Annotated in this window: 24 protein-coding genes and 1 tRNA gene; 14 read left to right on the top strand and 11 right to left on the bottom strand. The window is 45.1% G+C overall.

Annotation, left to right across the window (positions count from 1 at the left end):
• Positions 1-10 precede the first annotated feature (10 nt).
• A tRNA-Gly gene (locus ODZ53_RS26855) sits at positions 11-84 on the top strand.
• A 174-nt stretch (positions 85-258) separates the two neighbouring features.
• A complete protein-coding gene (gene rocF, locus ODZ53_RS26860; RefSeq protein ID WP_064203430.1) occupies positions 259-1,155 on the top strand; it encodes an arginase in 897 nt (298 codons plus the stop codon).
• A gap of 93 nt (positions 1,156-1,248) precedes the next feature.
• On the opposite strand, the gene ODZ53_RS26865 is transcribed toward rocF, so the two are convergent.
• Entirely contained in the window at positions 1,249-1,407 is a 159-nt protein-coding gene (locus ODZ53_RS26865) for an aspartyl-phosphate phosphatase Spo0E family protein (RefSeq protein ID WP_007725277.1), read from the bottom strand.
• A gap of 170 nt (positions 1,408-1,577) precedes the next feature.
• Between ODZ53_RS26865 and sigW the strand changes: the two genes are divergently transcribed.
• The 7 genes from sigW to ODZ53_RS26900 all read left to right on the top strand — a co-directional run bounded on the left by sigW (position 1,578) and on the right by ODZ53_RS26900 (position 10,006).
• On the top strand, positions 1,578-2,141 hold the full coding sequence (gene sigW / locus ODZ53_RS26870) for an RNA polymerase sigma factor SigW (protein WP_016742677.1): 564 nt from the start codon (positions 1,578-1,580) through the stop codon (positions 2,139-2,141).
• Positions 2,142-2,158: 17 nt separating this feature from the next.
• Entirely contained in the window at positions 2,159-2,782 is a 624-nt protein-coding gene (locus ODZ53_RS26875; protein WP_016742678.1) for a zf-HC2 domain-containing protein, read from the top strand.
• Between the two features lie 105 nt (positions 2,783-2,887).
• Positions 2,888-3,712: a diadenylate cyclase CdaA gene (gene cdaA, locus ODZ53_RS26880; RefSeq protein WP_016742679.1), complete on the top strand. Its 825-nt coding sequence runs from the start codon at positions 2,888-2,890 to the stop codon at positions 3,710-3,712.
• Positions 3,705-4,952 carry a CdaR family protein gene (locus ODZ53_RS26885; protein WP_087349885.1) on the top strand — a complete coding sequence of 416 codons (1,248 nt, stop codon included), beginning with the start codon at positions 3,705-3,707 and terminating at the stop codon, positions 4,950-4,952. Before cdaA ends, ODZ53_RS26885 begins: the two co-directional genes overlap by 8 nt.
• A 43-nt stretch (positions 4,953-4,995) precedes the next feature.
• The gene (glmM, locus tag ODZ53_RS26890) at positions 4,996-6,342 is read left to right on the top strand and encodes a phosphoglucosamine mutase (RefSeq protein ID WP_173627630.1); all 1,347 of its coding nucleotides are present in this window, start codon (positions 4,996-4,998) and stop codon (positions 6,340-6,342) included.
• Between the two features lie 493 nt (positions 6,343-6,835).
• Complete coding sequence (gene glmS, locus ODZ53_RS26895) at positions 6,836-8,668, top strand: glutamine--fructose-6-phosphate transaminase (isomerizing) (protein WP_064203426.1); 1,833 nt, start codon at positions 6,836-6,838, stop codon at positions 8,666-8,668.
• A gap of 465 nt (positions 8,669-9,133) precedes the next feature.
• A complete protein-coding gene (locus tag ODZ53_RS26900; RefSeq protein ID WP_372681273.1) occupies positions 9,134-10,006 on the top strand; it encodes an AraC family transcriptional regulator in 873 nt (290 codons plus the stop codon).
• Positions 10,007-10,916: 910 nt separating this feature from the next.
• Here the strand turns inward: ODZ53_RS26900 and ODZ53_RS26905 are convergent.
• Entirely contained in the window at positions 10,917-11,792 is an 876-nt protein-coding gene (locus ODZ53_RS26905) for an SDR family NAD(P)-dependent oxidoreductase (RefSeq protein ID WP_372681275.1), read from the bottom strand.
• Between the two features lie 148 nt (positions 11,793-11,940).
• Here ODZ53_RS26905 and ODZ53_RS26910 point away from each other — a divergent pair, with 148 nt between their 5' ends.
• The 3 genes from ODZ53_RS26910 (at position 11,941) to ODZ53_RS26920 (ending at position 14,244) form a co-directional block, all read left to right on the top strand.
• Entirely contained in the window at positions 11,941-12,411 is a 471-nt protein-coding gene (locus ODZ53_RS26910; protein ID WP_372681277.1) for a MarR family winged helix-turn-helix transcriptional regulator, read from the top strand.
• A 385-nt stretch (positions 12,412-12,796) separates the two neighbouring features.
• Entirely contained in the window at positions 12,797-13,615 is an 819-nt protein-coding gene (locus ODZ53_RS26915) for an alpha/beta fold hydrolase (protein WP_372681279.1), read from the top strand.
• Between the two features lie 62 nt (positions 13,616-13,677).
• Complete coding sequence (locus ODZ53_RS26920) at positions 13,678-14,244, top strand: TetR/AcrR family transcriptional regulator (protein ID WP_142498823.1); 567 nt, start codon at positions 13,678-13,680, stop codon at positions 14,242-14,244.
• A gap of 232 nt (positions 14,245-14,476) precedes the next feature.
• Here the strand turns inward: ODZ53_RS26920 and glpQ are convergent, their stop codons facing one another.
• From glpQ to glpT, 9 genes are all read right to left on the bottom strand, one after another.
• The gene (glpQ, locus tag ODZ53_RS26925) at positions 14,477-15,583 is read right to left on the bottom strand and encodes a glycerophosphodiester phosphodiesterase (protein WP_372681281.1); all 1,107 of its coding nucleotides are present in this window, start codon (positions 15,581-15,583) and stop codon (positions 14,477-14,479) included.
• A gap of 247 nt (positions 15,584-15,830) precedes the next feature.
• Positions 15,831-16,127, bottom strand: coding sequence for a putative quinol monooxygenase (locus tag ODZ53_RS26930; protein ID WP_372681283.1), 297 nt, complete (start codon positions 16,125-16,127; stop codon positions 15,831-15,833).
• A gap of 31 nt (positions 16,128-16,158) precedes the next feature.
• Positions 16,159-16,800, bottom strand: a complete 642-nt coding sequence (locus ODZ53_RS26935) for a nitroreductase family protein (protein ID WP_372681285.1) — start codon at positions 16,798-16,800, stop codon at positions 16,159-16,161.
• Positions 16,801-16,825: 25 nt separating this feature from the next.
• Complete coding sequence (locus ODZ53_RS26940; protein ID WP_372681287.1) at positions 16,826-17,245, bottom strand: MarR family winged helix-turn-helix transcriptional regulator; 420 nt, start codon at positions 17,243-17,245, stop codon at positions 16,826-16,828.
• Between the two features lie 288 nt (positions 17,246-17,533).
• Positions 17,534-18,748, bottom strand: coding sequence for a Ger(x)C family spore germination protein (locus tag ODZ53_RS26945; RefSeq protein ID WP_372681289.1), 1,215 nt, complete (start codon positions 18,746-18,748; stop codon positions 17,534-17,536).
• Positions 18,726-19,835 carry a spore germination protein gene (locus tag ODZ53_RS26950; RefSeq protein WP_199928627.1) on the bottom strand — a complete coding sequence of 370 codons (1,110 nt, stop codon included), beginning with the start codon at positions 19,833-19,835 and terminating at the stop codon, positions 18,726-18,728. The genes ODZ53_RS26945 and ODZ53_RS26950 overlap by 23 nt, the downstream gene beginning before the upstream one ends.
• A 28-nt stretch (positions 19,836-19,863) precedes the next feature.
• Positions 19,864-21,357, bottom strand: coding sequence for a spore germination protein (locus ODZ53_RS26955; RefSeq protein ID WP_372681291.1), 1,494 nt, complete (start codon positions 21,355-21,357; stop codon positions 19,864-19,866).
• A 5-nt stretch (positions 21,358-21,362) separates the two neighbouring features.
• Complete coding sequence (locus tag ODZ53_RS26960) at positions 21,363-21,488, bottom strand: hypothetical protein (protein WP_012684041.1); 126 nt, start codon at positions 21,486-21,488, stop codon at positions 21,363-21,365.
• A 201-nt stretch (positions 21,489-21,689) separates the two neighbouring features.
• Positions 21,690-23,054 carry a glycerol-3-phosphate transporter gene (gene glpT, locus ODZ53_RS26965; protein ID WP_372681372.1) on the bottom strand — a complete coding sequence of 455 codons (1,365 nt, stop codon included), beginning with the start codon at positions 23,052-23,054 and terminating at the stop codon, positions 21,690-21,692.
• A 304-nt stretch (positions 23,055-23,358) separates the two neighbouring features.
• Here glpT and ODZ53_RS26970 point away from each other — a divergent pair, with 304 nt between their 5' ends.
• Positions 23,359-24,882, top strand: coding sequence for a chitinase (locus ODZ53_RS26970; RefSeq protein WP_372681293.1), 1,524 nt, complete (start codon positions 23,359-23,361; stop codon positions 24,880-24,882).
• Positions 24,883-25,240: 358 nt separating this feature from the next.
• Positions 25,241-26,479, top strand: coding sequence for a serine/threonine transporter SstT (gene sstT / locus ODZ53_RS26975; RefSeq protein ID WP_372681295.1), 1,239 nt, complete (start codon positions 25,241-25,243; stop codon positions 26,477-26,479).
• The last annotated feature ends 125 nt before the right edge of the window (positions 26,480-26,604 follow it).

Genomic DNA, 26,604 nt, shown 5'->3' on the forward strand with positions numbered 1-26,604 from the left:
TTTTTTATATGCGGGTGTAGTTCAATGGTAGAACTCCAGCCTTCCAAGCTGGTCGCGTGGGTTCGATTCCCATCACCCGCTCCATATGTTTACGAGAAACGAGAAACCGAAATGGTTACTCGTTTTTTTTTGTGTTTTTGACAAAGCTTGTCCGACAGGTTATTTATGCAAAATCATGTCGAGTTGAGTCATTTTGCTTTCCGGGGCTACAATATAGAGGTAGAGAATGAAATGAACGAAGGAAAGGGTGGCACTTTTATGAACAAAAACATGAGCATTGTTGGTGTACCGATGGATCTAGGTGCAGACCGCCGCGGAGTTGATATGGGACCTAGCGCAATCCGTTATGCAGGTGTTGTAGCACGCCTGGAAAAGATGGGCTTCAATATTGAAGACCGCGGTGATATTTTTGTAACGCGCCCTCATCATTTCACCGAGACTGAAAACCATAAATACCTGGATGAAGTCGTGGAAGCCAATGAAAAGCTTGCAAATGTTGTAAGCGATATCATGACTGCTGGTCGATTTCCGCTCGTATTGGGTGGAGATCACAGTATTGCCCTTGGAACCATTGCGGGTGTGGCTAAGCACGTAAAAAATCTAGGTGTCATTTGGTTTGACGCTCATGGTGATTTGAATACAGGTGCCACTTCTCCATCGGGAAATATTCACGGTATGCCCTTGGCAGCGAGCTTGGGGTATGGGCACGAGCGTCTGACGAACATTGGGGGATATACACCAAAGGTAAAGGCAGAAAACGTGGTCATCATCGGAGCGCGTGATCTGGATCAAGGTGAGCGTGAATTGATCAAGCGTATCGGGATGAAGGTTTTCACCATGCATGAAATTGATAAGTTGGGTATGGCTCGAGTCATGGATGAAGCAATCGCGCATGTGTCCAAAAACACAGATGGCGTGCATTTGAGCCTCGACTTGGATGGACTTGATCCACACGATGCTCCGGGAGTAGGGACGCCAGTAATAGGTGGTATCTCCTATCGTGAAGGGCATGTCTCATTGGAAATGCTGGCAGATGCAGAAATTCTTTGCTCGGCAGAATTCGTAGAGGTCAACCCGATTCTTGACCGAGAAAACATGACAGCTCGCGTTGCAGTCGCTTTGATGAGTTCCGTTTTTGGTGATAAATTACTATAAAATAAATGAAGAAGATCATGAAAAAAGAGAGGCTTTTAGCCCTCTTTTTTTGTTTTACCGCATCTTTACTTTGATGAGGGAAAGCTGTACATTCTAAGGATGGAGACGAAGTTTATTTAATAGCTGATCCAGTTGTACACTTAGTGTAACTAATTCTGGAGTAATGCAGGCTTGTTTTTTGTACTGATCGTTGAGTTCTTTTCGCAGCATTTCAATCTCGAGGAGAACGTCTTTTTTTGACAATCGTTGCACTCTCCTTTCCACCCGTGAGATAAATGAGCTATCATTACTTATATATAGAAGAAAGCAATACGCTTATTCCTCTATTTCCCAACAAAATATCCGCACAAACACAAGATTAAAAATGAAACCATATGCAGTATCATCCGTATATAGGATTACGGTATTGTGGGGAGGATCGCATGGATTTTGTAGAGAAACGGTTGACTCAGCGGGCTAAACGCGGAGACCGTGAAGCTTTTGCGGAGTTAATCGAGATTTATAAAGATAAAATATTTCAGCTCGCATATCGTATGGTGGGAAACCGTCAGGATGCAGAGGACATCGCGCAAGAAACATTTTTGCGTGTCTATGCCAATCTGCATTCATACGATGACAGCTATAAGTTCTCCACGTGGATCTACAGGATCGCGACCAATCTATGTATCGACCGTGGCCGGAAAAAACGACCTGACTTTTCATTGGATGAAGAAACCGAACCAGGGCAAGGCCTGGACTGGTATTCACGCCTGTCTTCTAACGAGCGAACACCGGAGGACAAAGTCGTAACGCAGGAGCTGCAAGAGACTGTGCAAGATGCTTTGTCTCACTTACAGCCCAAATATCGCTCGATTATGATCTTGCGTTATATCGAGGATTTGTCGTTGCAGGAGATCAGCGATATCGTAAAGCTTCCCATAACGACAATCAAGACGCGTATTCACCGAGGAAGGGAAGCATTACGCAGCAAGTTGCGATTGATGTGAGAAAGGAGAAAATCACGATGGAATGCCGGGATATGATTTGCCTCATCCATGAATATCTAGATGGGGACACTGATGAATTAGCCAATCTGCAATTGCAAGCACACATAAAGACTTGTGTGAGTTGTCGTCAGCATATGCATGAGTTGCAGAGAGCCATCGCTTTTGTTCAAAGCGCTTCACATATTCATGTCTCTTCTGATTTTACAGCTCGTGTACTTGCGCAATTGCCTGCGCCGACGAAAGCGAATCTGTTATCAGGATGGCTTCGTAATCATCCGTTTTTGACAGCTGCAGCGGTATTTCTCTTTTTGATGACCGGCAGCGTACTCAACAGTTGGTTTGATCAGGATGACACTCTACAGGTATCCTCTGCTAATTTGGATAAATTAAAAATAGATCGTGAACGCAATGTCGTAGTTGTACCAGCAGGAACCAATATTGATGGAGACTTGGTTGTACGCAACGGAAACGTAGATGTTCAAGGCCATGTATCAGGAAATGTTGTGGCTATTGAAGGAAAAGTGTTCGTGGCATCTACCGCCCAAGTCGTGGGAAATACCGAATCGATCGAAGCGATCGTAGATTGGATCTGGTATGAGGTGAAAAATATTGGAAATGACTTGCTTCCGATCTTGCCATAAGAGAAAATAGAGAGTACAGCTATCAGAGCACGGCAGTGGAGCCGTGCTTTTTCCGCAGGAGATAGACTGACTTCATTAGATGGAGCGAGATATGGGGGCTTCGTTATGATATCGATATCCATGGATTATGGGGATTTGCTACGGTATGCAACGGATATTTTACTCGTTACATACGTGTTCTATAAAATCATTATGCTTATTCGCGGGACGCGCGCTGTACAATTGCTGAAGGGGATTATGGTCATCGTCATCACATGGTTCCTCAGCAAATACTTCCAGCTCACGGCGCTACACGCGCTGATGAATCAAGCATTTACATTCGGGGTTTTGGCCGTCGTCATCATCTTCCAGCCGGAATTGCGTCGAGCACTGGAGCAGCTTGGTCGAGGCAAGCTTTTTTCCCGTTCAAGCAGTACGCAGGATGAAGAGGTAGTTAGCCGCTTGGTTCAAGAGGTGGGCAAATCGGTTACGTACATGGCCAAGCGTCGCATTGGTGCATTGATCGTCATTGAGAGAGAGACGGGTCTGAATGACTACGTGGAAACGGGTATTGGCATTAACGGGCGAGTCAGCTCGGAGCTGCTGATTAATATTTTCATTCCGAATACACCGCTGCATGACGGTGCAGTCATTATGCGAAAAGACATGATTATGGCTGCTGCCTGTTATCTTCCACTGTCTGAAAACAATTCCATCTCCAAAGAGTTGGGGACGCGCCATCGAGCGGCAATAGGGCTAAGTGAGGTTTCCGATGGTATTGCGATCATCGTATCTGAAGAGACTGGACAGGTGTCCTTTGCCGCGCATGGAGCAATGAATCGCAATCTGACGGAGGCGCAACTGGCAGAGATGCTGACAGAACAGCTTCAGCCTCTGTCCAAAGGCAAATCCATGGGAAGTCGTTGGCAATGGAGGCGAAAACATGGATAAATGGTTAAACAGTCACTGGTTTGCACGTGCTGTTGCGTTGCTTTTGGCTATCATGACGTGGATGATTGTCAATTTGGAAGCCGAACAAACGACGACTCCTGAGGCAAGTCAGCCAACTTTTATTGACAGTGTCAATTTGCATGTGAAATACGATACCGATCGTTATCAGGTGGTCAAGCAGCAACGAACGGTAAAGGTCGCCCTGGAAAGTAATAATCCTTTTTATCGACACAATTTCTTCCCAGAGGAATCGTGGGAAGTGTATGTCGATGCGACGAGCCTGGGCAAAGGAACACATCGTGTACCTGTCCAGTACAAGGGATTCCCGGATGAAGTCAAGGTAGGGATCATCCCGAATATCGTGGAAATTACCTTGGAAGAGAAAAAGACCGTTGAGCGTGAAGTTTCTGTGGAGAAATTGGGACAGGTCGCCCCTGGTTACACGGCTGGAGAACCTATTGTAAAGCCGTTTAGAGCACTTGTAAGGGTACCTGAAAGCCAAGTGAATAAGGTAGCAGCAGTTAAGGCATCGGTTGACCTGGAAGGGGCTACTTCCGCAATCAAAACAACGGTTCCGCTCAAAGTCGTGGACAAGTCTGGCAACGTGATTCAAGGTGCCGATGTAGTGCCACTTACGGTAGAAGTGAACATTCCCGTAACGAGTCCGTTTGCCAAAGTGCCAATCAAATTAAACTTGACGAATGAATTGCCGAATGGCTATAGTTTGGCTAGTATGGGTATGAATGTGGAAGAGGTCACAGTCTATGGACCGAAGGAAGTCATTGATGGCATCAAATCCAACACTTATCCAGGGCCGGAAATCGATCTCAGCAACATTACATCAGATCGCGATATAGAGCTAAAGATACCGTTAATGGATAATATTGTGAAGGTAGAGCCGGAGTATTTGACCGTATCGCTGAAAGTCGTTCCATCAACGACTAAGCGTTTGGATAAGATTCCGATTCGCATTAGCGGGCTATCAGAAAGCATGGAAGCAAAGGTACTATCCACCGATGGCCAGGAGATGTCTACAATCGACTTCGACGTAATCGGCGCTCCAGTAGTGCTGAATCAGTTGAGGCATGAAGACTTGCAGGTCGTAGCAGATGTCAGCAATATGCCGGCTGGTGTGTACGAAGTACCATTGAATTATATTTTCAATCAGTCGGAGTATATCAAGACTTCTGCGGGCGCACCGAAAAAGGTCACAATTCAAATCACGAACAAGCAAAGGTAGACATAAGCTGTTGTGTGCACAAGGAAGGAAATGAGGGACAATCATGGGGAAGTATTTCGGAACAGACGGTGTACGCGGTGTAGCAAATACACAACTGACACCCGAACTGGCATTTAAAATCGGACGCGTTGGCGGTTACGTTCTCACCAGACACAAGCAGGAAGGGAAACCAAAAGTGGTGATTGGGCGCGATACGCGCATTTCCGGTCAAATGCTGGAAAACGCGCTTTTGGCTGGACTGTTATCGGTTGGAGCAGAAGTGGTCAGATTGGGTGTTATCTCCACCTCGGGGGTAGCGTATCTCACACGTGCACTTGGTGCAGATGCTGGAGTTATGATCTCCGCCTCTCACAATCCGTTTCCGGATAACGGAATCAAGTTCTTCGGCAGCAACGGTTTTAAACTGTCCGACGAAGTGGAAGCTGAAGTAGAACAGTATTTGGACGCGGCAGAGGATACGATGCCTCGACCAACAGGCGAACAAATCGGGACGGTTCTGGAATTCCTGGAGGGTGGACAAAAGTACCTCTCTCACTTGAAGAGCACCGTATCCGAGCGATTTGACGGTCTGAAGGTAGTTCTGGACTGTGCAAATGGTGCTGTCTCATCATTGGCAGCTCGTCTGTTTGCGGATGTGGACGCTGAAGTCATCACGATTGGTGCGAATCCGAATGGAATCAACATCAATGACCAGTGCGGTTCAACGCATCCTGAACGCTTAGTAGAAGAAGTTTTGAAGCATAAAGCTGACTTGGGTCTATCCTTTGATGGGGACGCGGATCGCTGCATTGCAGTAGATGATAATGGTGAAATCATCGACGGCGACTATATTATGGCGATCTGTGCCCGAGCGCTCAAGGCTAAAGGAAAGCTCAACAACAATACAGTTGTCACGACCGTAATGGCCAACATGGGCTTCTTCAAAGGGATGGAAGAGTGCTCCATCAATACGACGAAGACTGCTGTTGGGGATCGTTATGTAGTAGAAGAGATGCTGCGCGGCGGCTATAATCTCGGTGGCGAACAGTCCGGTCATATCGTCTTCCTGGACTACAATACGACAGGAGACGGTTTGTTAACGGGTCTGCAGCTCTTGAACATCATCAAGGAGTCTGGCAAGCCGTTGTCCGAGCTCAAACAAGTGATGGTCAAGTATCCGCAGCTTTTGATCAATGTTCGTGTAGAGGACAAGTCAAAGCTGAATGGTAATGAAGCTATTGCGCAGGCGATTCGTGAAGTAGAAGAAGATTTGGCTGGCAACGGTCGCGTTCTGGTTCGTCCGTCCGGAACAGAGCCAATCGTACGTGTCATGGCAGAAGGTCCAGATGCTGCACAATTGGAAGGGCTCGTGAATCGGATCGTTGACGTGGTCAAACAGCAATTAGTGTAAAAGTAGTGTAAAAAGTAGTGTAAAAAGTTGCAGGGAGCGGTTTCGATACCGCTCCCTTTTGCATACAACTAAAATACGACGACGAAATGTTGTCGCTCTTCACAATCTGTGGTACAGTGTTCATGTGCGCTAGCACCAAGAAAGAAAAACTTGGGAGGGGTTGTGCAAAAAAGAACAAGTACGTAAACCAAATGCATACCATTGGAAAGCGCCAGCACTGAGGCTGCCCGACATGGAGCCCAGTGGACGAGGTGGAGGTTTATCGAAGGATTCGGCGGATACCTCCCGGCAGCAGTATCACTGCCGCAGAGCACAGGGACAAAACATCAGGGTGATCTGATGGACAAAACCTTGTGTGTGATACGTTTTTTGCCATTGCCGAAATAGATGAAACAGTATGATCATAGAAAAAACATGGAATGGCGGGGGACTCACCCCCGTACCATTGTTCGGGTGGAAGTCCCTCGCCAAATTGGAAGGGGACCATACACTTATGTGCGGAATCGTTGGATATATTGGAAATAAACAAGCGCAAGACATCGTTATCGGAGGACTTCGCAAGCTGGAGTATCGCGGCTATGATTCAGCAGGGGTTGCTGTCGTGAATGAAAACGGCTTGGATTACTCAAAAGCGCAAGGCCGTCTGGCTGTTCTGGAAAGTCGTTTGGAGTCGAAGCCATTGACTGGTTCTATGGGGATCGGGCATACACGTTGGGCGACACACGGAAAACCGTCTGACGAGAACTCCCACCCACATACAGACGAGAAAGCGGCTTTTGCAGTCGTTCACAACGGGATTATCGAAAACTTCCTGCCATTGAAAGAAGAGCTGCTGGCAAAAGGCTACAAGTTTACCTCTGAGACAGATACCGAGGTTATCGCTCACTTGCTCGCTGACATGTACGATGGCGATATCGTTTCTACAGCGCGTCGTGCTGTACAACGTATGCGTGGTGCCTATGCATTGGGAATCATGACGGAGCACGAGCCAGATAAGCTGGTAGCGATTCGTTTGGCTAGCCCGTTGGTAGTTGGTGTGGGTCAAGGCGAGAGCTTTATCGGCTCGGATATCCCAGCTATTTTGGAGCATACACGTGACGTGTACATTTTGAACGAAGGCGAAATGGCTGTGTTGACTCGCGATGGTGTGGAACTGATGAACGCAGAGACCGGCGAGAAAATCGAGCGGGAACTGTTCCATGTCGAGTGGGATCTGGTACAAGCGGAAAAAGGCGGATATGATTCCTTCATGCTCAAGGAAATGCACGAGCAGCCTCAAGCTGTTCGCGATACCATGGGTGCCCGCATTGACGAGGACAACAAGCGAGTGATTTTGCCTGAGCTGAAAATGAGCGATGCGGAACTGGCGACATACGATCGCATCTACATCGTGGCATGCGGTACTTCCATGCACGCGGGTCTCGTCGGTAAGGATGTTATCGAAAAATGGACACGCGTACCTGTAGAGGTAGCAGTCGCTTCCGAGTTCCGTTACCGTGATCCAATCTACACAGACAAGACACTGATGATCGTCATCAGCCAATCCGGTGAGACAGCAGACACACTGGCTGCTCTGCGTGAGGCGAAAAAGAGCAACGTGAAGGTGTTGGCTATCACCAACGTGGTAGGCAGCTCCGTAGCTCGTGAAGCTGACGAAGTGATCTTTACGTGGGCTGGTCCAGAGGTAGCGGTAGCATCTACGAAAGCATACACCTCTCAAGTCGTTGCCCTGTACTTGTTCAGCCTGTATTTGGCTCAAGTAAAAGGCACCATGGCGGCTGCTGAGGTTGCTGAAGTGGTTGAGCACCTGAGCGAGATCCCTGGCAAAATCGCTTCCATGCTGAATGACGATGATCAAATTCGTCGCTTTGCAGAGGGCACGAAAGAGGTAAGCAGCCTGTTCTTCATCGGCCGCAGCCTCGACTATGCGGTATCGTTGGAAGGCTCTCTGAAGCTGAAAGAAATCTCCTACATTCACTCCGAGGCGTATCCAGCTGGTGAGCTAAAGCACGGTACTCTTGCGCTGATTGAAGATAATGTTCCAGTTGTAGCTTTGGCTACGCAACCAGACATCTACGAAAAAACGGTAAGCAACATCGTGGAAGTAAAAGCTCGCGGCGCTCATGTACTGGGCTTTGCGACTGAAGGCAACCACGACCTGGCGAAGAGTGTGGATGAGGTCATTTACATGCCAGCCACTCTGCCAATGCTCACACCGATTCTGACCGTCATTCCATTGCAATTGCTTGCTTACTACGCTTCTGTCGCTCGCGGCCTCGATGTGGATAAACCACGGAACTTGGCGAAGAGTGTGACGGTTGAGTAAGGGTTGAAGGGTTAATAAGTCGAGTTGATTCATTACAATAAAGTATTGTTCTAAGCAATAAACTTTTGCTCCAAGATAACTTCTAACAATAAAGTTATGTTTTAAACGAAATAAAGTTGGCAGCAAAAATATAAGTTCAGTTAATAATTTATATTGTCACTTCTTATATTTAAGTTTATCACCTGATTATAAGTAAAAGTGACAAATGACATCTGAAACCTGTTATGACAAATGTGTTGTCATAACAGGTTTTTTTGAGCTTTCTAAATAATTGTTAGTACTCAATGTTTTAGACTGACGATGAGGCATTAAGCTACGGGCAGAATAGCTGAAAAAAGAATGGTAATCCCTCATATCGAGTCTCTGTTCATCGAAACATGAAAAACCCTACAAAATCGTGCAGAAAAAGTCGGGAAGGTAAAAACCATCTCTGCTATCCTTTGATTAACGAGGGGAGGCTACGTCATGAATATGCTGGCACAACTGAACAAAGCTTTAAACTATATTGAGGAGAACCTGACAAATCCTGTTGATTATCAGGAGGTTGTGAAAATAGCCTGCTGTTCGGAATACCATTTTACTCGCATGTTCTCATTTCTAGCAGGCATTACTCTGTCGGAATACATCCGTCGTCGACGTCTAACTTTGGCAGCACTCGAGCTTTCACAAAGTGATATCAAAATTATCGATGCCGCTCTGAAATATGGATATAATTCGCCTGATTCCTTTTCTAGGGCTTTCCATAGCATGCATGGGGTTAGCCCTTCGGAAGCTCGGGTCCATGGACATTCCCTTAAGGCTTTCCCTCGGATGGTGTTTCAGATGACTATCAAAGGAGGAAATGAAATGATTTACCGTATTGAAAACAAAGAATCTTTTCACATCGTGGGGATAAAAAAACGGGTACCAATCATTTTCCAAGGGGTCAATCCGGAGATTGCATCGATGTATGAAGGGTTGACGCCGGAAATGATTGATGAGATGAAGAGATTTTCTGATGTTGAGCCTTCAGGGTTTATAAGCGCCTCTACAAATTTCTCTGAAGGGCGTATGGAGGAAAAGGGAGAGTTCGATCATTATATTGGCGTTGCCACTACGAAAGACGCATGGAATGGTTTAGATCAGCTGGAAGTGACGGCCTCTACGTGGGCTGTATTCACAGTCGTCGGCTCTTTTCCGAGTGCGCTACAAGAGATCTGGGGGCGAATATATTCGGAATGGTTTCCGTCATCGGGATATGAGCTAAGTAAAGGGCCTGAAATTCTTTGGAATGAGCACAAAGATATCACATCGCCAAATTTTAAAAGCGAAATATGGATGCCTATCAAAAAGAAATAAAAGCATTGGCTGCATTAACGGGAACGATAGCTTAATAAATAACGAAAACGCGGCTGCCGGTATAGATCGGCAGCCGATCTGCGCTAACGGGCAGATTAGTAGGATGGAAGACGTTGGCGGTATAAATCCAGTGTGTTCATATCTAAAATTATATTTCATTTGATAATCACCTCTTTTTTTAGATTTCAACAACAGATCAAATAGGAGTTGTTAGAAAAAGAGGTTCGCCGAAGTCTATAATATGAAAACGATTATTTTTAGAAAGAGGGGAAAATACATGTTATCTTACATCGGAAATAGTGCGTAGTTTCTTTGCCCATTAGGACTTCGAGCGGCCGTAAAAAGACGATCTGTTGTTGTTATGAATATAGAAGATATCATTATCGCAGCAGCAAGAATCTACCTAAAGAAAAACGGCACAATCTCTCTTTATCAGTTTGCCGTAGAGGAACAGTATCGTCATAAGAATCTCATGAGATATCTACTATCACAAATTGGTTACCCGATATTTTCCGCATGCCCGTCAAATCTTGAGTTCAATAATTAGTTATATGGACTCGAAATGGTCGTTTGTTGAGACGAAAAAGGGAATGAATATTTGGAAGCTTGAACCAGACTTACTTTCTGAGTCGACCTTTCAAAATTGATCGTTGAAGTAACGGGTATCGATAGCTTAGCAAAGACATCAGAGGCTGCTGGGGATCATCCGGCAGCCTCGCTAAGCTATACCAGCTAATAGGACGTTAACCATTTTTCATTAAATGCCTTTTTTGATTAATGCTATACTCAAAATAAGCATGTCAAATAACCTTCCAAAGCAGTGATGGAAAGGTCTCTCACTAATTTATCTTATTGAGAATTGAGCGATCTAAGCGCTGCATGAGATAAGCTGTCATGGGGAAATCGCTTTTTAAGAAACAAACCCCTTTTTCTCCAGCAAATCTTCTGTAGCCTGCCACAATTTGTGCTGCATTACAGCATCTCCCCCGGGATGCACCGGTTCAATTGGTTTTCCGGTCCCAACATTAAAGTACCCGCCTGTCATTTTTTGATATTCCGGCTCTACAATCAATCGTGTAATAATATCGGCTCCTCTTCGCGGGTCTCCAAGACGAAGGGCTTTCAACAATCGTTCTAATGCGGATGCAAACCAAAGCTCTCGTCCTAGTCCGGTAACATTAAATCCTGGATTTAGCGCATTTACGCTGATTCCCGTACCTGCCCACCTTCTTGCCAGTTCAGCAGTGAACATAATATTGAACAATTTGGTTTTTCCATAAATGGCGGATGAACCGCGAGCGGTAAAGGGAGTTGTATCTGTTAAATCTTCGGGGAGCTTTAAAACGCCGTGACGGCGTGAAGCTTCAGAGGCAACATTGACAACTTTGGCCTTCCCTGCGTTTTGTAGAGACGGTTTTATCGTATGTGACAACAGCCACGGCGATAAATAATTGACAGCAATCATTTCAGGAAGCCCCTCGGGAGTAATACGGGGCTCGAAGGCATGAATTCCCGCATTGTTCAACAGCACATCAATTTTAGGGTAAGCGGCTGCTATTTCACTGCCAACCCGTTTAACATCCTTTAATAGTGATAAATCTCCATAAAAAAAGTCAACCTTCGCTGATGATGTAATTGCTTCAATCTGTTTTCTAGTAGCTTCAGAACGTTCTTTACTCCTTGCAGTCAAGACAAGGTCAAAACCGCGTCTTGCCAATTCAATCGAGACAAGCTGTCCAAGACCGCTGGTGGCACCTGTTATAACAACCGTTGCTTTTTTAGGCATCATCATTTCTCCTTCATGTGATACAATTTTTTCGAATAAAAGTAGGCGAGTTAGATAGTTTGATTGATATATGTCCATCATATTGAGTTGATTGATATATGTCAATTAAAATTGAGTGATTATTTGATCGAAAGAAAGGTGAGTGAGGATGAACAATACTCCATCCAAAAATGAATCGAGGGAGAAACTGGAGATTGAGTTGGGCGAGCAGTTGAACGCACTCATCAGCGCTTCACATGCCCTAAATGTCAGATCCGCAGCGAAATTCGATTCCTCCTTACAGCCTGCAGCTTTCCATATTGTTCGCTGGCTGTACTCCTATGGCCCAACTAATGCTGCCACTTTAGCGGAATCAACTGCGATGGACCGAAGCTCGGTCAGTCGCCTTGTCAAACAGCTCCAGACTCTGGGGTATGTGAGCAGAGAAGCTTCCCCAAATGATGGTCGTGAAATTGTGCTATCTCTTACCGAGCATGGACAACAAAAATTAATAGAAGCGCTTAAGGAGAAAGAGTCTGTTTTTTTTGAACGAATCTCGGACTGGAAAGATGAGGAGCTTCATGATTTCACCCAAATGCTTAAGCACTTTAATGGATATAATCGTCGGATGAGAACGTAATCTTGGTAGCGGCTCTTTTGGAAGAACCCTCAAACAGAGGTGCCAAATCCTAGGGTTTCATGGGTATGAATAGAAGCACTATAACCACAGCGGTAGTCTAAGCCTTTATTTTTAGGTCTTAAGTCGCCGCTGTTTCATTCTCCAACAAACAATGACAGTGACTTTAAGCGGCTTTCCCCCGCTTGACTCCAGGGAGTAAGAGAGAGTATAATCATCGCTATAAAGGAACGATCGTTCCGGAAAGAGACAAACAGGCTTGTTTCGGAAATGATTTAGGCAGCACCATCGAGTCTCAGGGACTCGATTTTTAAAAACCCTTTCCGGAACGATCATTCCCAAATTCGTCAAAGAACATAAAATCGAAAAATATAGGAGGATCATTATTATGACTCAAAGATTAACGACAGCTTCCGGACATTATGTACCTGTGGGAGGCAACGTAACCTTGTATGTGGAAGATGTCGGAGAAGGGAAGCCGGTTGTGTTCATACATGGCCTTCCTGTCGGGCAAGCCATGTATGAATACCAAAGAAACGTTCTTCCATTCAAAGGAATTCGTTACATCGGTATTGATTTGAGAGGTTTCGGGAAATCTGACCGTCCGTTCAACGGCTATTCGTACAATCAGTTTGCGGATGACATTCGCCAGGTGTTTGAGCAGCTGGAGATTGAAAATGCGACACTGGTCGGCTTCTCGATGGGTGGGGCCGTTGCGGTGAGATATATGGCAAGACATCAGGGTTATGGCGTTTCCAAGCTGGTGCTAGCCTCCGCCGCTACGCCTCTCTTCACGCAAAGACCGGATTATCCTTATGGCTTGCTCGTTGAGGTTGTGGAGTCTCTTGTAGAAGCTGCACAGCAGGATCGTCCACAGCTAATTGAAGGGTTCAACAGCTCTTTGTTCCATCAAAAGCCGAGCCAGGCTTTTGTCGACTGGTACAATCGGATGTCGCTGGAGACTGATCCCATAGCTCTTGCAATGTCTCTCAAGAGCCTTGCTTATGAAGATTCGCGGGAAGAATTGGCCCAAATTCATGTGCCCGTTCGTATTTTCCAAGGCAAGCATGATACAATGTCTTTTGAGCCTCAGATTAACGGGCTTCCAAATGCGAAAGTCATCGTGTTTGAAGAAAGCGGCCATGGACTCGTGTTTGAAGAGAAGGACAAGTTTAACATCGAGATCCTGAAGTTTGTAGAAGCTTAAGTGAAACCGGACTTTCACGCACCTTCCTAGCCGCTTAAGGTTGTTTTGGGAAGAGGTGGGGTATGAGCAGAAATAAAAGTTTTGAAATTCCAAAAGTATTGGATCTGGCAATCGACGTGTTTTGGGATAAAGGGTACGAAGGTTGTTCTATGCAGGATTTGGTTGAGCAGCTTGGACTTAGCCGAAGCAGCATTTATGAGACGTTTGGAAGTAAAGAGGACTTGTACCTTCAGGCGCTGGAGCGTTACGACCGGCAATCCAAACAGCATCTGGCGGCTATCTTGTATGAACAAAGGCCTGCGAAAGAACTTCTGCTGCGCTATTTTCACGAGGTCATCGAATATACGCGCCGCAGAAGCTGCTTTATGGTGAATGCCTCGTTAGAACTGGCAGCTTCCCACCCGGAGGTATTTAAGCGGGTCCAAGCGAATATGGCTGAGAACGAGGAAGCCTTTTACCAACTGTTGGAACGTGCGGTGCAGACCGGTGAGCTGAAGGGAACCTGGGATTTGAAAGCATTGGCCCAATACCTGGTTAATGTTATGCACGGGATTACGGTGACCACGGTAACCGCGGAACGTGAAATGCTGGACAACATTGTGCGGAGTTCGCTTTACTTTCTACCGTAAGGCGTAAACAGGATAAAGAGCTGTACGACCGGAGTTGGGCTTCGGCGTGCAGCTCTTTTGGTTTATATAGATCCGTTTAGCTCGACCTTCTCCCGAGTGGTCCATAGTATCTTTGCTATGTCCCAAAAAGAACCCCACAATTAGGAAAGCCGGTAATCCTTAGCGTACAAGATACAGGCGTTTTTGTGTTACTGAGGTGTTTTCATGTTTTCAAGTTACTTTGTGGTCTGTGTCAGCTACGCTGGGGCTGGGACATTTTGCTTTGGTACTCCGCTTTTCGTAAAAAATCAACGGCACGGTCAGGGAAGTCTGTAAACAACCCGTCAACTCCTGCTGTGAAGTAGAACTGATCGAGCAACTCCTCGAAGCTTGCTGCATAGGCAGGGATTTGTCCTTTATCCGCTCGGAAGGTGTATGGATGCACTTCCAGGTCAGCTTCATGAGCCTCTTTGACAAGATTGGTAATGATCAGGTGGTCTCTTGTCGACTCTTCTTTGATGATCATCGGCTTCCATGGCCCTACGCCGTCTGCGTATTTCGCAATTTCTTTCATCGCCCCTTTTTCAAACATCCAATCGTAGTTGTAGGGAACGGCCTTACCGTTTTCATAGTTCATGGTTTCGTTCCAGCCGGTTTCTGCCATGAGCTGTACAAGCTTCACGTTCATATTCAATTGTGGATAGAGTTCCGTGCGAATCCGTTTTGCTTCATTGGGGTCGAAAGTCTGTATGTACGCTTTGTCATTCTTGGACACATAGCCGTACTTTTTCAGCACCTGCAGCACTGCGAGGCTGATGTCCTTTCCTTCGTGTCTGTGGAACCAGGGAGCTTTGATCTCCGTATAAATCCCTACGTTACGACCCGTGCTTTTGTTCATACCCTGGATCAGTTCAATCTCTTCTTCCAGAGTGTGAACACTGAAGTTGGATTTCCAGAGTGGGAAGCGATCCGGATAGTCTTGTACCTGCTTGCCGTTTTCTACTGTGAAGACCTCTGTTGTCTTCAGTTTCTTGATCTCGTCAAGAGTGAAATCAATAACGTAGTACCTGCCGTCTTTTCGTTTTCGATCAGGGTAGACCTCCGCTACATTGGTTACGCTGTCCAGATAATGGTCGTGCATGATGAGCAGTTTGTTGTCCTTTGTCATGACCACGTCTTGTTCAATGTAGTCGACTCCCATTGCGTAAGCCATCGCTTTTGCGGGCAGCGTATGTTCCGGCAAGTATGCGCTCGCTCCACGGTGGGCGATGACAATCTTATCCGCTTCGGCAAAGGATACGCTTCCAAAGCTTGTTGTAATAGCGAGAGCGGCTGCCAGGGATGTAACTAGTTTTTTCATGTTCTGCCTCCTCCATTTGGATGAAAAAAAGATCCACAAATTCCATTGGTAGGTTAAACCATACCAAATGAAATATTGTGAATCTCCTGATCTCCATCACAAAATATTATATTGTTTACTAATGTAAGGGATAAAGAAAGCGCTGTCAATAAATTGTTGGCGGCAGCGTCTTTCCTCCCTACAAATAAACAGCAAGGCTGATCGCAGGACCAACCTCACTGTTTTTTTCGTACATCAGAATGACAAATTACAACTTCACAGGCTCTCCTGCGAATACTTCCAAGTCCATAGCTGCTGCAAAAAAGGAGGGAGCTTGCTTCACAAAAGCCTGAAAATGAGCGCTTGCATTGTGGGACGCTACCGCGGCAGCGTCCTTCCACTTTTCTACCATGGTGTAGTGATATTCTTGCTCTGTGCTTTTCAGAAGGGTGTATCCCACATTTCCTTCTTCCGCTTGGCTTGCAGCAACCAGGGCTTTGGCGGCTTGAAGGAAGGCTTCTTCCTGTGCGGGTATCACTTGCAGATGGGCATGTATAATAAGCATGGTTTTCTCCCTTTCTTCCAACGAATTCGAATTATTTCCAGGTTGTCACTGTCTCAACAGGGAGACGGTAAGAGGGGTATCCTTCCTTGGCTGCTTTCCCGATACTGATCAGCATGATCGGTTGATAGCGATCCTTGTCCAAATCCAACGCTTCTGCTATTTGATCCTTTTCATAGCCGCCGATCGGGTTCGTGTCATAGCCGAATGAACGGGCAACCAGCATCAATTGCATGGATACGAGCCCAGCATCGATAAAATTGACATCGCGCAGGTCAGAAGCTGGTATATTAGCGTAGTAAGGCTTTACGGCTTTCAGTTGCATGTCCTTCACGTCCTGCGGCATGTATCCGAGCTCGACAGCTTTTCCAAATATCTCATCCATATATTCCGCATTATTCATGTCGACGAATACGGCAATGACGGCGGAAGAGGTGAGTACCTGCGTTTTGTTGAAGCGTGCCAGCTCTGCAAGCTTTTCTTTCCCTTCTTGACTTTCGATAACCACAAAGCGCCAAGGCTGCATGTTGACTGAAGATGGGGCACGTGTGGCTCCCGCTAAAATTTCAATCATTTCCTCGCGACCGATTTTTATTTCAGGATCATAAAGTTTGACAGAGCGACGACCAAACGTGATTTCACGAAAATCATTTGTTCTTTGTACAGTGTTTTTCATGTAAAAAGACTCCTTTCTGGAACAATCAAATGTTGTTTTGCATGCGTTTGAGAAAATCAGTTAAAATCAGCGTTTCATCCTCGCTGAAGCCTTCCAGAATCTGCTGGATAAAATTTCGTTTCTCGCTTTTGTACCCTTCAATCCGATGATGGCCTTCTTCGGATAGACGAACGAAGGTTTCGCGGTTATCATTTGGATTTTTGTGCCGGGTTACCATACCATCGGCTTCCAGTTGCTTCAGGTGGCGTGTAATGGCAGCACTGTCGATATTGATGTGCTTTTGTAGCTGGGACTGATTAATTTCGTTGCATTCGCAAAGGATTTGCAAGATCGCGAGACGAGTAGAGCTGATTCCGGTACAGCGTTCGAACTTGGGACTTATTTTATTGGTTAATCCGATGAGCAGATTCAGTATTTGCTCCTCTTCAAATTCCTTGCGTGTCATGAAAAATGCCTCCCGGGGGCAATATGGATAGGAATATTTGACGCATCAATAATTGATACGTCAATTAATATAGCATCTTATTTCAGGGTTTGCAACATATGGTCTGCAAAAGTCGCTGGACGGAGGTGATAGCAATTTCTTTAAGGTATCATCAAGTTCTCCCTCAAAAAAAGGCGGGACGGTATGGTCATAGCAGAAAAGTGAATCATACGAAGAGGAAATGGAGTAAGGGGAGAGGGGACATCTTACTCCAATCGCAATTAATGGATAACAGAACGAAAGGAAGCTTCACTTGCTAGGCCCTGATGCGCCGAAATCAGTAGTAGTAAGCTTTACGAAGTAAGTGATGGGTACAGTGCTGAATGTTTGATCCCAATCTTTTTTTACTTTCTCCCACGTTTTTGGATACTCGATTCGCAAACGTTCTCCGAATCCGGCAACATCCGCATGGAAATGGTTTTGCATTTTTGCTGTGACACTCTTGACCAGTTTCCGTACTTCCAATTCAGCCGCTTTTTCCACCCTTTTCAGGAATTCATTTTCAAAAGGATTTGCGTTCAACACCCAATTTTCAGACAAGCGTCCCTTCGAATTGATATGCACATCAAAGGAAATCTTGTTTCCGTCAACATGGGGAGTGATTTTGCTCTCCATGGTTTCGATCTCATAGATGATGAGTTGACCTGTCTCCTTGTCAAGGCTTCTCACTAGCCCTCCTTTACCTTTTCCGGTTATCCACGTTATGCCCTCCAAATCCATTTCGTTTAAAAATCCCGCCCATTTTTTTGTCTTACCATTGATCACGGCTGCCCCCTCAAACTTCACTTCCTTGTTAGAAGCGGTAACATTTTGCAAGAGAAAGCTTGATTCGGAATTCAACTTGGCCGTTAATTTGGCGAGTGACACAGGAGGTAAAATTTTGGCTGTTCGATTTCGGTTATCTACGATTCCAAGCAAATTCAGTGCTGGCAATTCTCCCGGTTTTTTGGTTTCCAAGACATCGCGGGCATTCCCGTTACTAACCAATACCAAGCAGCTTGGACGTATTTCATTATCCCGCAGAAATAGATCCAGCAAAGATTCCAAACGATGTGTGTGTAACAGAGCCTCGCTAATCACAATGACTTTTAAGTGTGGGCTGAACAAGGGGGTATCATGACTCAATGAAAATTCACGGATGATTGGAAGGATAGATTCACCAGTTTGGGACGCATTTAAATATGCTTTTTGTTGTGGTCCTGCCGAACTGCTTTCTTTGCTTGTTGCTTTTGGGTTAATAAATTGATAGGTCATGGTGATTGTGTCAACGTGAGGAGGGCTCTTTCCCTGCTTTTCCAGCTTTTTTTCAACATTTGATTTGTTGCTGGCATCCAATGCCAAACCGATGCCCATACCCATCTTGTCGATATCGTTGCTGCTCCAGCATCCGGTCAGTAAGAAGAGCAGGAAAACAGATAACGATGTCAAGAGGAGGAGCCACTCACGATGATGACTTTGCTTCATGCTTACCCACCTTCCAGCCAGAAATAATAAGAAGGAGAAGGGGCATTACACCAAATAAGAAAAAGGCTGCATCGCCCACAAAATCTCCAAGTGCAAATACACTATTGATTTCTTTTGGAGTCATCGTAATGATGTAGATAACAGGCAGCAATCCGAATAGAAACGGCTCCATATTTTTCTTGAAGAGCTGGGCGAGGCCTAGAGCGGCTGAGTAGTAAGCCAACGTGAAAGTAGAAAAGATTTGCATAATCCATAATACGAGCAGCAACGATTCAAACCGTTCAAAGAGTAAACCGGTAATTTCAAAGCTTCGTATGAGATCAATGGTCGGCCATGTCCTTGTGACGACTCCATCGATTGAAAACGCCCCAATGACCATCACGACTGTCATCAGGTAAAAGATTAACGAGGCGCTAATTCCCACCACAACGGCTTTCACGCCTTTGTTTGGCTGTCTCATGTATACCACTAGAATCATCATTATTTCAAAACCGGTATAGGCGAGCGCAGTTGGTTTAATCCCATCGAACACCGGTTTCCACCCTAGCCCCAATACGGGACGAAGATGATCGATTTCAAAAATTTTTATGCTCATCAAGGAAACCACCAAAAAAAAGAGGACAGTAATTGGCAAGATAATCTCAAGCATACGGGCGAGACAATTGATGCCACCTATGACAAGATAAAGAGCAACCCACAAAAATACCATAACAATGGCCCACATTGGGGTTTTCTCCAGCAAGTAAAAGGTTGTTACTTCAGCCATAGATCGGACTTGAAGAGATGAGGTCATACAAAAATAACAGATGATCAGAAGGCTGAGCATCCTTCCAACCCATTCCCCTGCAATTTCCTGGCTGTATTCAAAAAACGTTTTCTCAGGGAACCGCTGGCTTAATTTTACAATGATTATCCCAGCGAGCATCGCGAGTAAACCGCCAATGATGACACTTATCCAAACATCCGGTGTCTTTGTTTTTTCCACTGAGATTCTAGGCAGGGTAAGGATTCCCGCTCCCAATATAAAGTTGATGATGATCACTGCTGTTTGCGAGGTGGTGATCCGATCATTTCGGGTGGGTAACATTTTGGGCTTCACCTACTATACTGAGTGGCTATCCTTTGCGAGTCGGCTCTTTCGTATGCAGCATTTTTGGACGGCGTTTCATCATCATGAGTGGCATTCGCACCATGAAATCTTTCCAATCCCTTAACCGATAGGGAACAGCAGGAGTAACATAAGGTACACCAAAACTTTTTAGTTTTACCAAATGACTCGTAAGCAAGAGAAAAAACAAAATCACCCCGTACAATCCAAACATGGCTGCGGAGAACATAACCAAAAACCGAATGAGACGTAAGGAAATACCCAGGTTGTATGACGGAATGGCAAAGGAGGAAATAGCAGTGACAGCCACGACGATTACCATAATTGGGCTGACAATACCTGCTTGTACTGCAGCTTGACCAATAATCAGTCCACCGACAATCCCGATGGCAGGGCCGATTGGTTTCGGCAATCGAAGACCGGCTTCTCTCATAATCTCGATGGACACTTCCATGATCAGTGCCTCCAACAGAGCGGGAAATGGAACTCCTTGTCGAGTGCTGATGATGGAAATAGCCAATTCTGTAGGAATTAACCCTTGGTGAAAAGAGATAAAGGAAATATAGAGGGCCGGTATAAGCAAGGAAGAAAAGGCAGTGAAAAAGCGCAACAAGCGAATGAATGTGCTTGGAATCCAGCGCTCATAATAGTCTTCAGGCGATTGCAGGAGCATGCTGAACGTCACTGGAACGATTAAGGCAAAAGGAGTACCATCCAGCAAGATGGCCACTCGTCCTTCCATTAATGCACTGATGACGCGGTCAGGCCGTTCTGTGCTCTGCGCCTGCGGGAATGGGCTGAGATAATTATCTTCAATAAATTGCTCCACATAGCCGGATTCCGGCACATGGTCAATTTTAATTTTCGTAATTCGGTTTTTTACTTCTTCAACCAACGCGGGATTCGCAATCTCTTTCATATAGGCGATAATTAGCTCTTTTTTTGCACGCTCGCCCACCTGAAATTTTAGGAAGAGAAGATCTCCATTTTCACCGTGTCTCCGCAAGAGGGCGGTATTTTCGCTTAACGTTTCCGTGAAGCCTACTCTAGGGCCTCTGACCAAAGATTCTGAGACAGGTTCATCTATATTTCTTGTTTTTACTTTTACGGTATTAAGAAGGAGAGCATTTGCGGTCCCTTCAATCAACAGTGCCGTGAAGCCAGTCAGTACTTTTGTCCTCAGATCGTATACATCCCGGCATTCCAGTATTTCATGGATGGAAAGCACATGATTGATGAAAAAATCTTTGGATACAGAAACGTCCCCGGAAGAATTCTCCTGTACCATCACTGCCATAGAATCATTCATGAGTGTTTTCAGAATAGTATTATCGATCAGATCCCGATCGGATAACCCATCTACAAAAATAATGGAAGCACGACTGGCAGTCTGTCCGAAAGAAAATTCGCGGATATGCACATCTGCGTTTTGGGCGATTTCCTGACGGATAAGATTCAAATTCGATAGGTAATCGTCTGTAAATGAAGCGATACGTTCCATCTATATCACTCTTCCTCCGTTGTACGAATCCAATGAAATAATCTTGAAATCGCATAAGGAACAAGAAAAACGACTGCGGCTTGAATAAAAACTGGCCAGGCAGGAAGATTTGAAACAATTGTTTTCCACATGGTTTTCCTCCTTTGCAGCTTCATTACAGTCGTAAAAAGAACTTGTCCTATTTTGTTCTAGCATGACAATTCTTATTCCAGTCAGCTGGAAAATGTGGTATTCAATGTTCAGGTTAGGCCATGCTAAAACCACGCAGGTTATTCATTCCATAAAAAAGAAGGATAAAAATCACAACGATTTTCATCCTTCTTTTTGCTATTTTAATGATTTTTAACGACTTCCTGCCCACGCACATTCCACGTAAGGGCAAAAACAAGAGCAGCCAATGCGCATGAAGCTGTCAGCAACATAAATCCTGCATCCCAGCCGGAGGCATCAACGATAACCCCCATCAATGCATTCGCTGTGACTGTACCGCCCAGGTAACCAAACAGACCAGTAAGTCCTGCAGCGGTTCCGGCAGCCTTTTTCGGAACAAAATCAAGGGCTTGCAAACCAATCAGCATGACTGGACCGTAAATCAGGAAACCGATAGCGATCAGGCAAATCATATCGACTACGGAATTTCCAGGTGGGTTGAACCAGTAGACCAGAACAGCGATCAATACGCCGAGCATAAAGACAAACCCTGCGGGTCCACGGCGGCCCTTGAACAATTTATCGGACAGCCAGCCGCACAGAAGCGTTCCCGGGATACCTGCCCATTCGTACAGGAAGTAAGCAACGCTCGACTTGCTCATATCAAAGCCTTTTTCTTCACTCAAATAGGTCGGCGCCCAGTCCAGAACGCCGTAACGGACGAAGTAGACGAAGATGTTGGCAATCGCGATTGCCCAAACCCATTTGTTGTTCAATACATATTTGAAAAGGATTTCTTTTGTGGAGAATTCTGTTTCAAACGTTTTCTTCTCTTTGTTTGGATAGTCATTGCGATATTCTTCAATAGGCGGCAGGCCGACTGACTGCGGAGTATCGCGAATTAAGAAATACGTAATGAATCCAAAGACAATGGCAACCAGAGCAGGAAGGATAAACACGCCTTCAAACCCGGAAGAGGTATTACCCGAAAACCAGGTGAACATCGAAACACCTGCTACAGCGAGGGGAGCCATCAAGCCTCCGCCAACGTTATGGGCTACATTCCAAATGGCTGTTTTGTTTCCTCTTTCACTTACACTAAACCAGTGAACGAGGACACGCCCGGATGGAGGCCAACCCATTCCCTGGAACCAACCGCTCAGGAACAGCATCACAAACATGATCGTGACGGATGAGGTGAAGTAAGGAACAACCCCCATCAATAAACTGATAAGTGCAGAAAGAATCAAACCGGCAGGCAAGAACATTCGCGGGTTGCTTCGGTCTGAAAAAATGGCCATTACAAACTTACTGATCCCGTAGGAAATCGAAATGGCTGATAACGCAAAACCGAGATCTGTTTTTGTAAATCCTTCTTCGATCAAATAAGGCATGGCGAGCGAGAAGTTTTTGCGGATGAGATAGTACGCCGCATAACCGATGAAGATTCCAAGAAACACTTGAAGCCTGAGCTTTTTATACTCAGAATCAATTTGTTCGTCAGGCAATCTGTCAATAGGTGGTGCAGGCTTAAACAGTTTGAGCATCATATTCCTCCCCCTAGATGATTTCTAACAAAGACGGAGATGCACGTAAAAAAACCCATACTTTAATGGCGCTTTCAAAAATGAAAGTGCCAAAAAGTATGAGTCTCCGAATCTCCATCATAGTTAACTTGTCGTAAGTGTATTCTATTATTCTGTGAAAACGTTGTCAATGCCGATAGAGGTTTTCTTATGGATATGTTATCGAAAAAAATACATTTTTTCCAAATATAAGTATATCTTTATATTAGCTCATTTGTATGAGGCATCTTTTTTGCACAAGTAAAAATGAAGGAGGCTTTGTTTGATGTATTTTTTGATGAGAAAAGCAGGAGCTTTGGTAGTACTATCGCTTCTCTTAATTTTTTCTCTATTCCCGCAGTCTTCTCACGCCATGACACCGTGGACTCCCAACACCGTATACAAGGTAGGAGACATGGTTACGTATCAAGGGCAAGATTACAAATGTACATTTGCTCATACATCGCTTGTCGGGTGGGAACCGCCTAACGTACCGACACTGTGGCAACTGCAAGGTCCCTCTGCTCCCGATACCATTCCACCTACGTCCCCCACAAATCTTAGTGAAGTAGGCAAATCGAGTAGTTCAGTTAGCTTGTCTTGGTCAGCTTCTACGGATGACAGAGCTGTTAAGGAGTATCTCGTCTACAACGGAGATACACTCGCTGGTATATCGAGTACAACATCCTATACCGTGACAGGGCTTCTAGCAAATACGACATATTCATTCACGATCCAGGCAAAAGATGCCGCAGGTAATGTATCCCCACCCAGCACCTCGATAACGGTAACCACTTTATCTACATCCCCGAATGAACCGGTGTCCAAACGAGTTTTGATCGGCTACTGGCATAATTTTGACAATGGTTCTACCGTACTCAAGCTAAGAGATGTCTCAGATAAATACGATGTAATCAATGTTGCGTTCGCTGAACCAGTCGGTGGCGATCATGCGACAATGGGATTCGTGCCGTTCAATGCATCCGTAGAGGAATTTAAGTCGGATATTGCCTTGTTACAGTCAAAGGGGAAGAAGGTCCTCATCTCAATTGGCGGAGCGAATGGTACAGTCGAGCTGACGACGGAAGCTGCCAAACAAAGTTTTATTACCTCGATGACCTCGATTATTCAAACGTACGGGTTTGATGGTATGGATATTGATCTGGAAGGAAGCTCCTTGTCGTTAAATGCGGGGGACACTGATTTTAGAAATCCGACAACGCCCAAAATTATAAACTTGATCGCAGCGACTCAGACGATCACGAATACATTTGGTCCATCTTTCATTTTGACAATGGCGCCAGAAACGGCTTATGTCCAGGGAGGTTACGCTGCCTATGGTGGGCCGTGGGGCGCTTATCTACCTGTGATTCATGCCCTTCGCGACCGGATGAATTATATCCACGTTCAGCACTATAATTCTGGAGCGCTGGAAGCATTGGATGGCCGTACGTATCAACAAGGAACGGCTGATTTCCAAGTAGCGATGGCAGAAATGCTATTGAAAGGATTCCCTATCGGGAGGAATCCAAACAACATGTTTCCAGCCTTGAGGGAAAACCAAGTCGCGATCGGGCTGCCTTCTGCTCCAAGTGCTGCCGGGGGAGGCTATACGTCTCCTGCCGATATCCAGAAAGCCCTTCACTATTTGGTAAAGGGTACGTCTTTTGGGGGAACCTACAAACTCCAAAATCCAGCTGGTTATCCGCAGTTCCAAGGAGTTATGACCTGGTCTATCAACTGGGATGCTAGAAATAACTATTCGTTTGCCAATCATGTTCGTAATTCGCTTGATTCGTTGAGCCAGTAATGACGGAATATTCATGTAACAGGAGAGACACCAGAAATTAGCTGACAGACCAAACCCTCCCTAGGTTCTTACCGGGGAGGGTTTTACTCTTGGTTCCCCCCAAGTAGAGGACACAAGGGTGGCGGCTAGGACCAATTTCGCACTGCATTCTTGGTGGTGTAAGTGAAGCCATAAACTCATTAAAAACGAAGTTGTTCAGTTTGGGAAAATATACACGTTTGTAATATATCAAAAAATCAGTATAATGATACTTATTTGTCTTTGTGGAGCGGACTGTGATTAGAACCATCCATCGAAGATAGAATCATACAGAAAGAGAGAATCTATTGCAGGAAGTTTATCTAAGTGGGGGGCATCTATGAAAAGTATACTGACGAAGCTAAATCAAGTAAGTTTGGTAAAGCAAATCATTGTGGGTTTGATTATTGGTATTATCCTGGCTGTAACGATCCCCGAAGTAGCAAAACCCGTAGTAATTTTAGGTTCTTTATTTGTGGGCGCTTTAAAAGCGATTGCACCTTTGTTGGTACTCTTTTTGGTTATGTCAGCCATTGCTCAACATAAAAATGGGCACCAAACGAATATGAAATTCATAATTGTCCTATACCTTTTAGGAACCTTCTTAGCTGGATCAATCGCCGTTATTGCAAGCTTTATATTCCCTGTAGACTTAACACTTGTAGAGGGAGCTAAGGATGTGACGCCTCCTAGCGGTGTTGTAGAGGTTCTCAAGACATTGTTGCTAAATGTGGTTGATAACCCGATTAATGCGATTGTTAAAGCGAACTATATCGGTATTTTAGCTTGGGCAGTACTTATTGGTTTGGCTTTACGAAATGCCGCTGATACGACAAAAACGATGATTACTAATCTTTCGGATGCGGTATCGAAATTGGTTGGTTGGGTAATTAAGCTTGCCCCATTAGGAATCATGGGACTAGTATTTGACTCTATTACAACAAGTGGACTTGATGCGTTAGTAGGCTATGCGAAATTACTTGCTGTTCTGATTGGTTGCATGCTCTTTGTGGCACTGATTGTCAATCCAATCCTTGTGTATGTAGCTATACGACAAAACCCTTACCCGCTTGTTTTCAAGTGTATAAAGGAAAGCGGCATTACAGCATTCTTTACACGAAGCTCAGCTTCAAATATTCCTGTAAATATGAAATTATGCGAAAATCTAGGTTTGAATAAAGATAGTTATTCGGTCTCGATACCATTAGGGGCTACTATTAATATGGCTGGTGCAGCTGTCACGATTTCTGTTTTGACCCTTGCAGCGGTTCATACACTTGGTATTCAAGTGGATATTCCTACCGCTATCATCCTTAGCATAGTATCGGCTATATGTGCTTGCGGTGCATCAGGGGTAGCTGGTGGATCTTTATTACTGATTCCTCTAGCATGTAGCCTATTCGGTATTTCAAATGAAGTTGCGATGCAGGTAGTCGGAGTCGGCTTTATTATTGGAGTGTTACAAGACTCTTTTGAAACGTCACTTAACTCCTCTTCAGACGTTCTTTTCACAGCAGCAGCTGAATTTAACGAGTGGCGAAAAGAAGGGAAGAAAATAAATATCTCCAAAGCAGCATAGGCGAATGATCTGCACCCCAATTGTGAGACTGGATTAACAATTGGGGTGCAGTTTTATTTTGGTAGATCGAGAAGCTCACAGAATCGCAATCAATATCTCTTTATCCATCTTTTCAAACAACTGTT

The sequence above is a fragment of the Brevibacillus sp. BD137 genome, from assembly GCF_041644655.1.
Taxonomy (GTDB): domain Bacteria; phylum Bacillota; class Bacilli; order Brevibacillales; family Brevibacillaceae; genus Brevibacillus; species Brevibacillus brevis_D.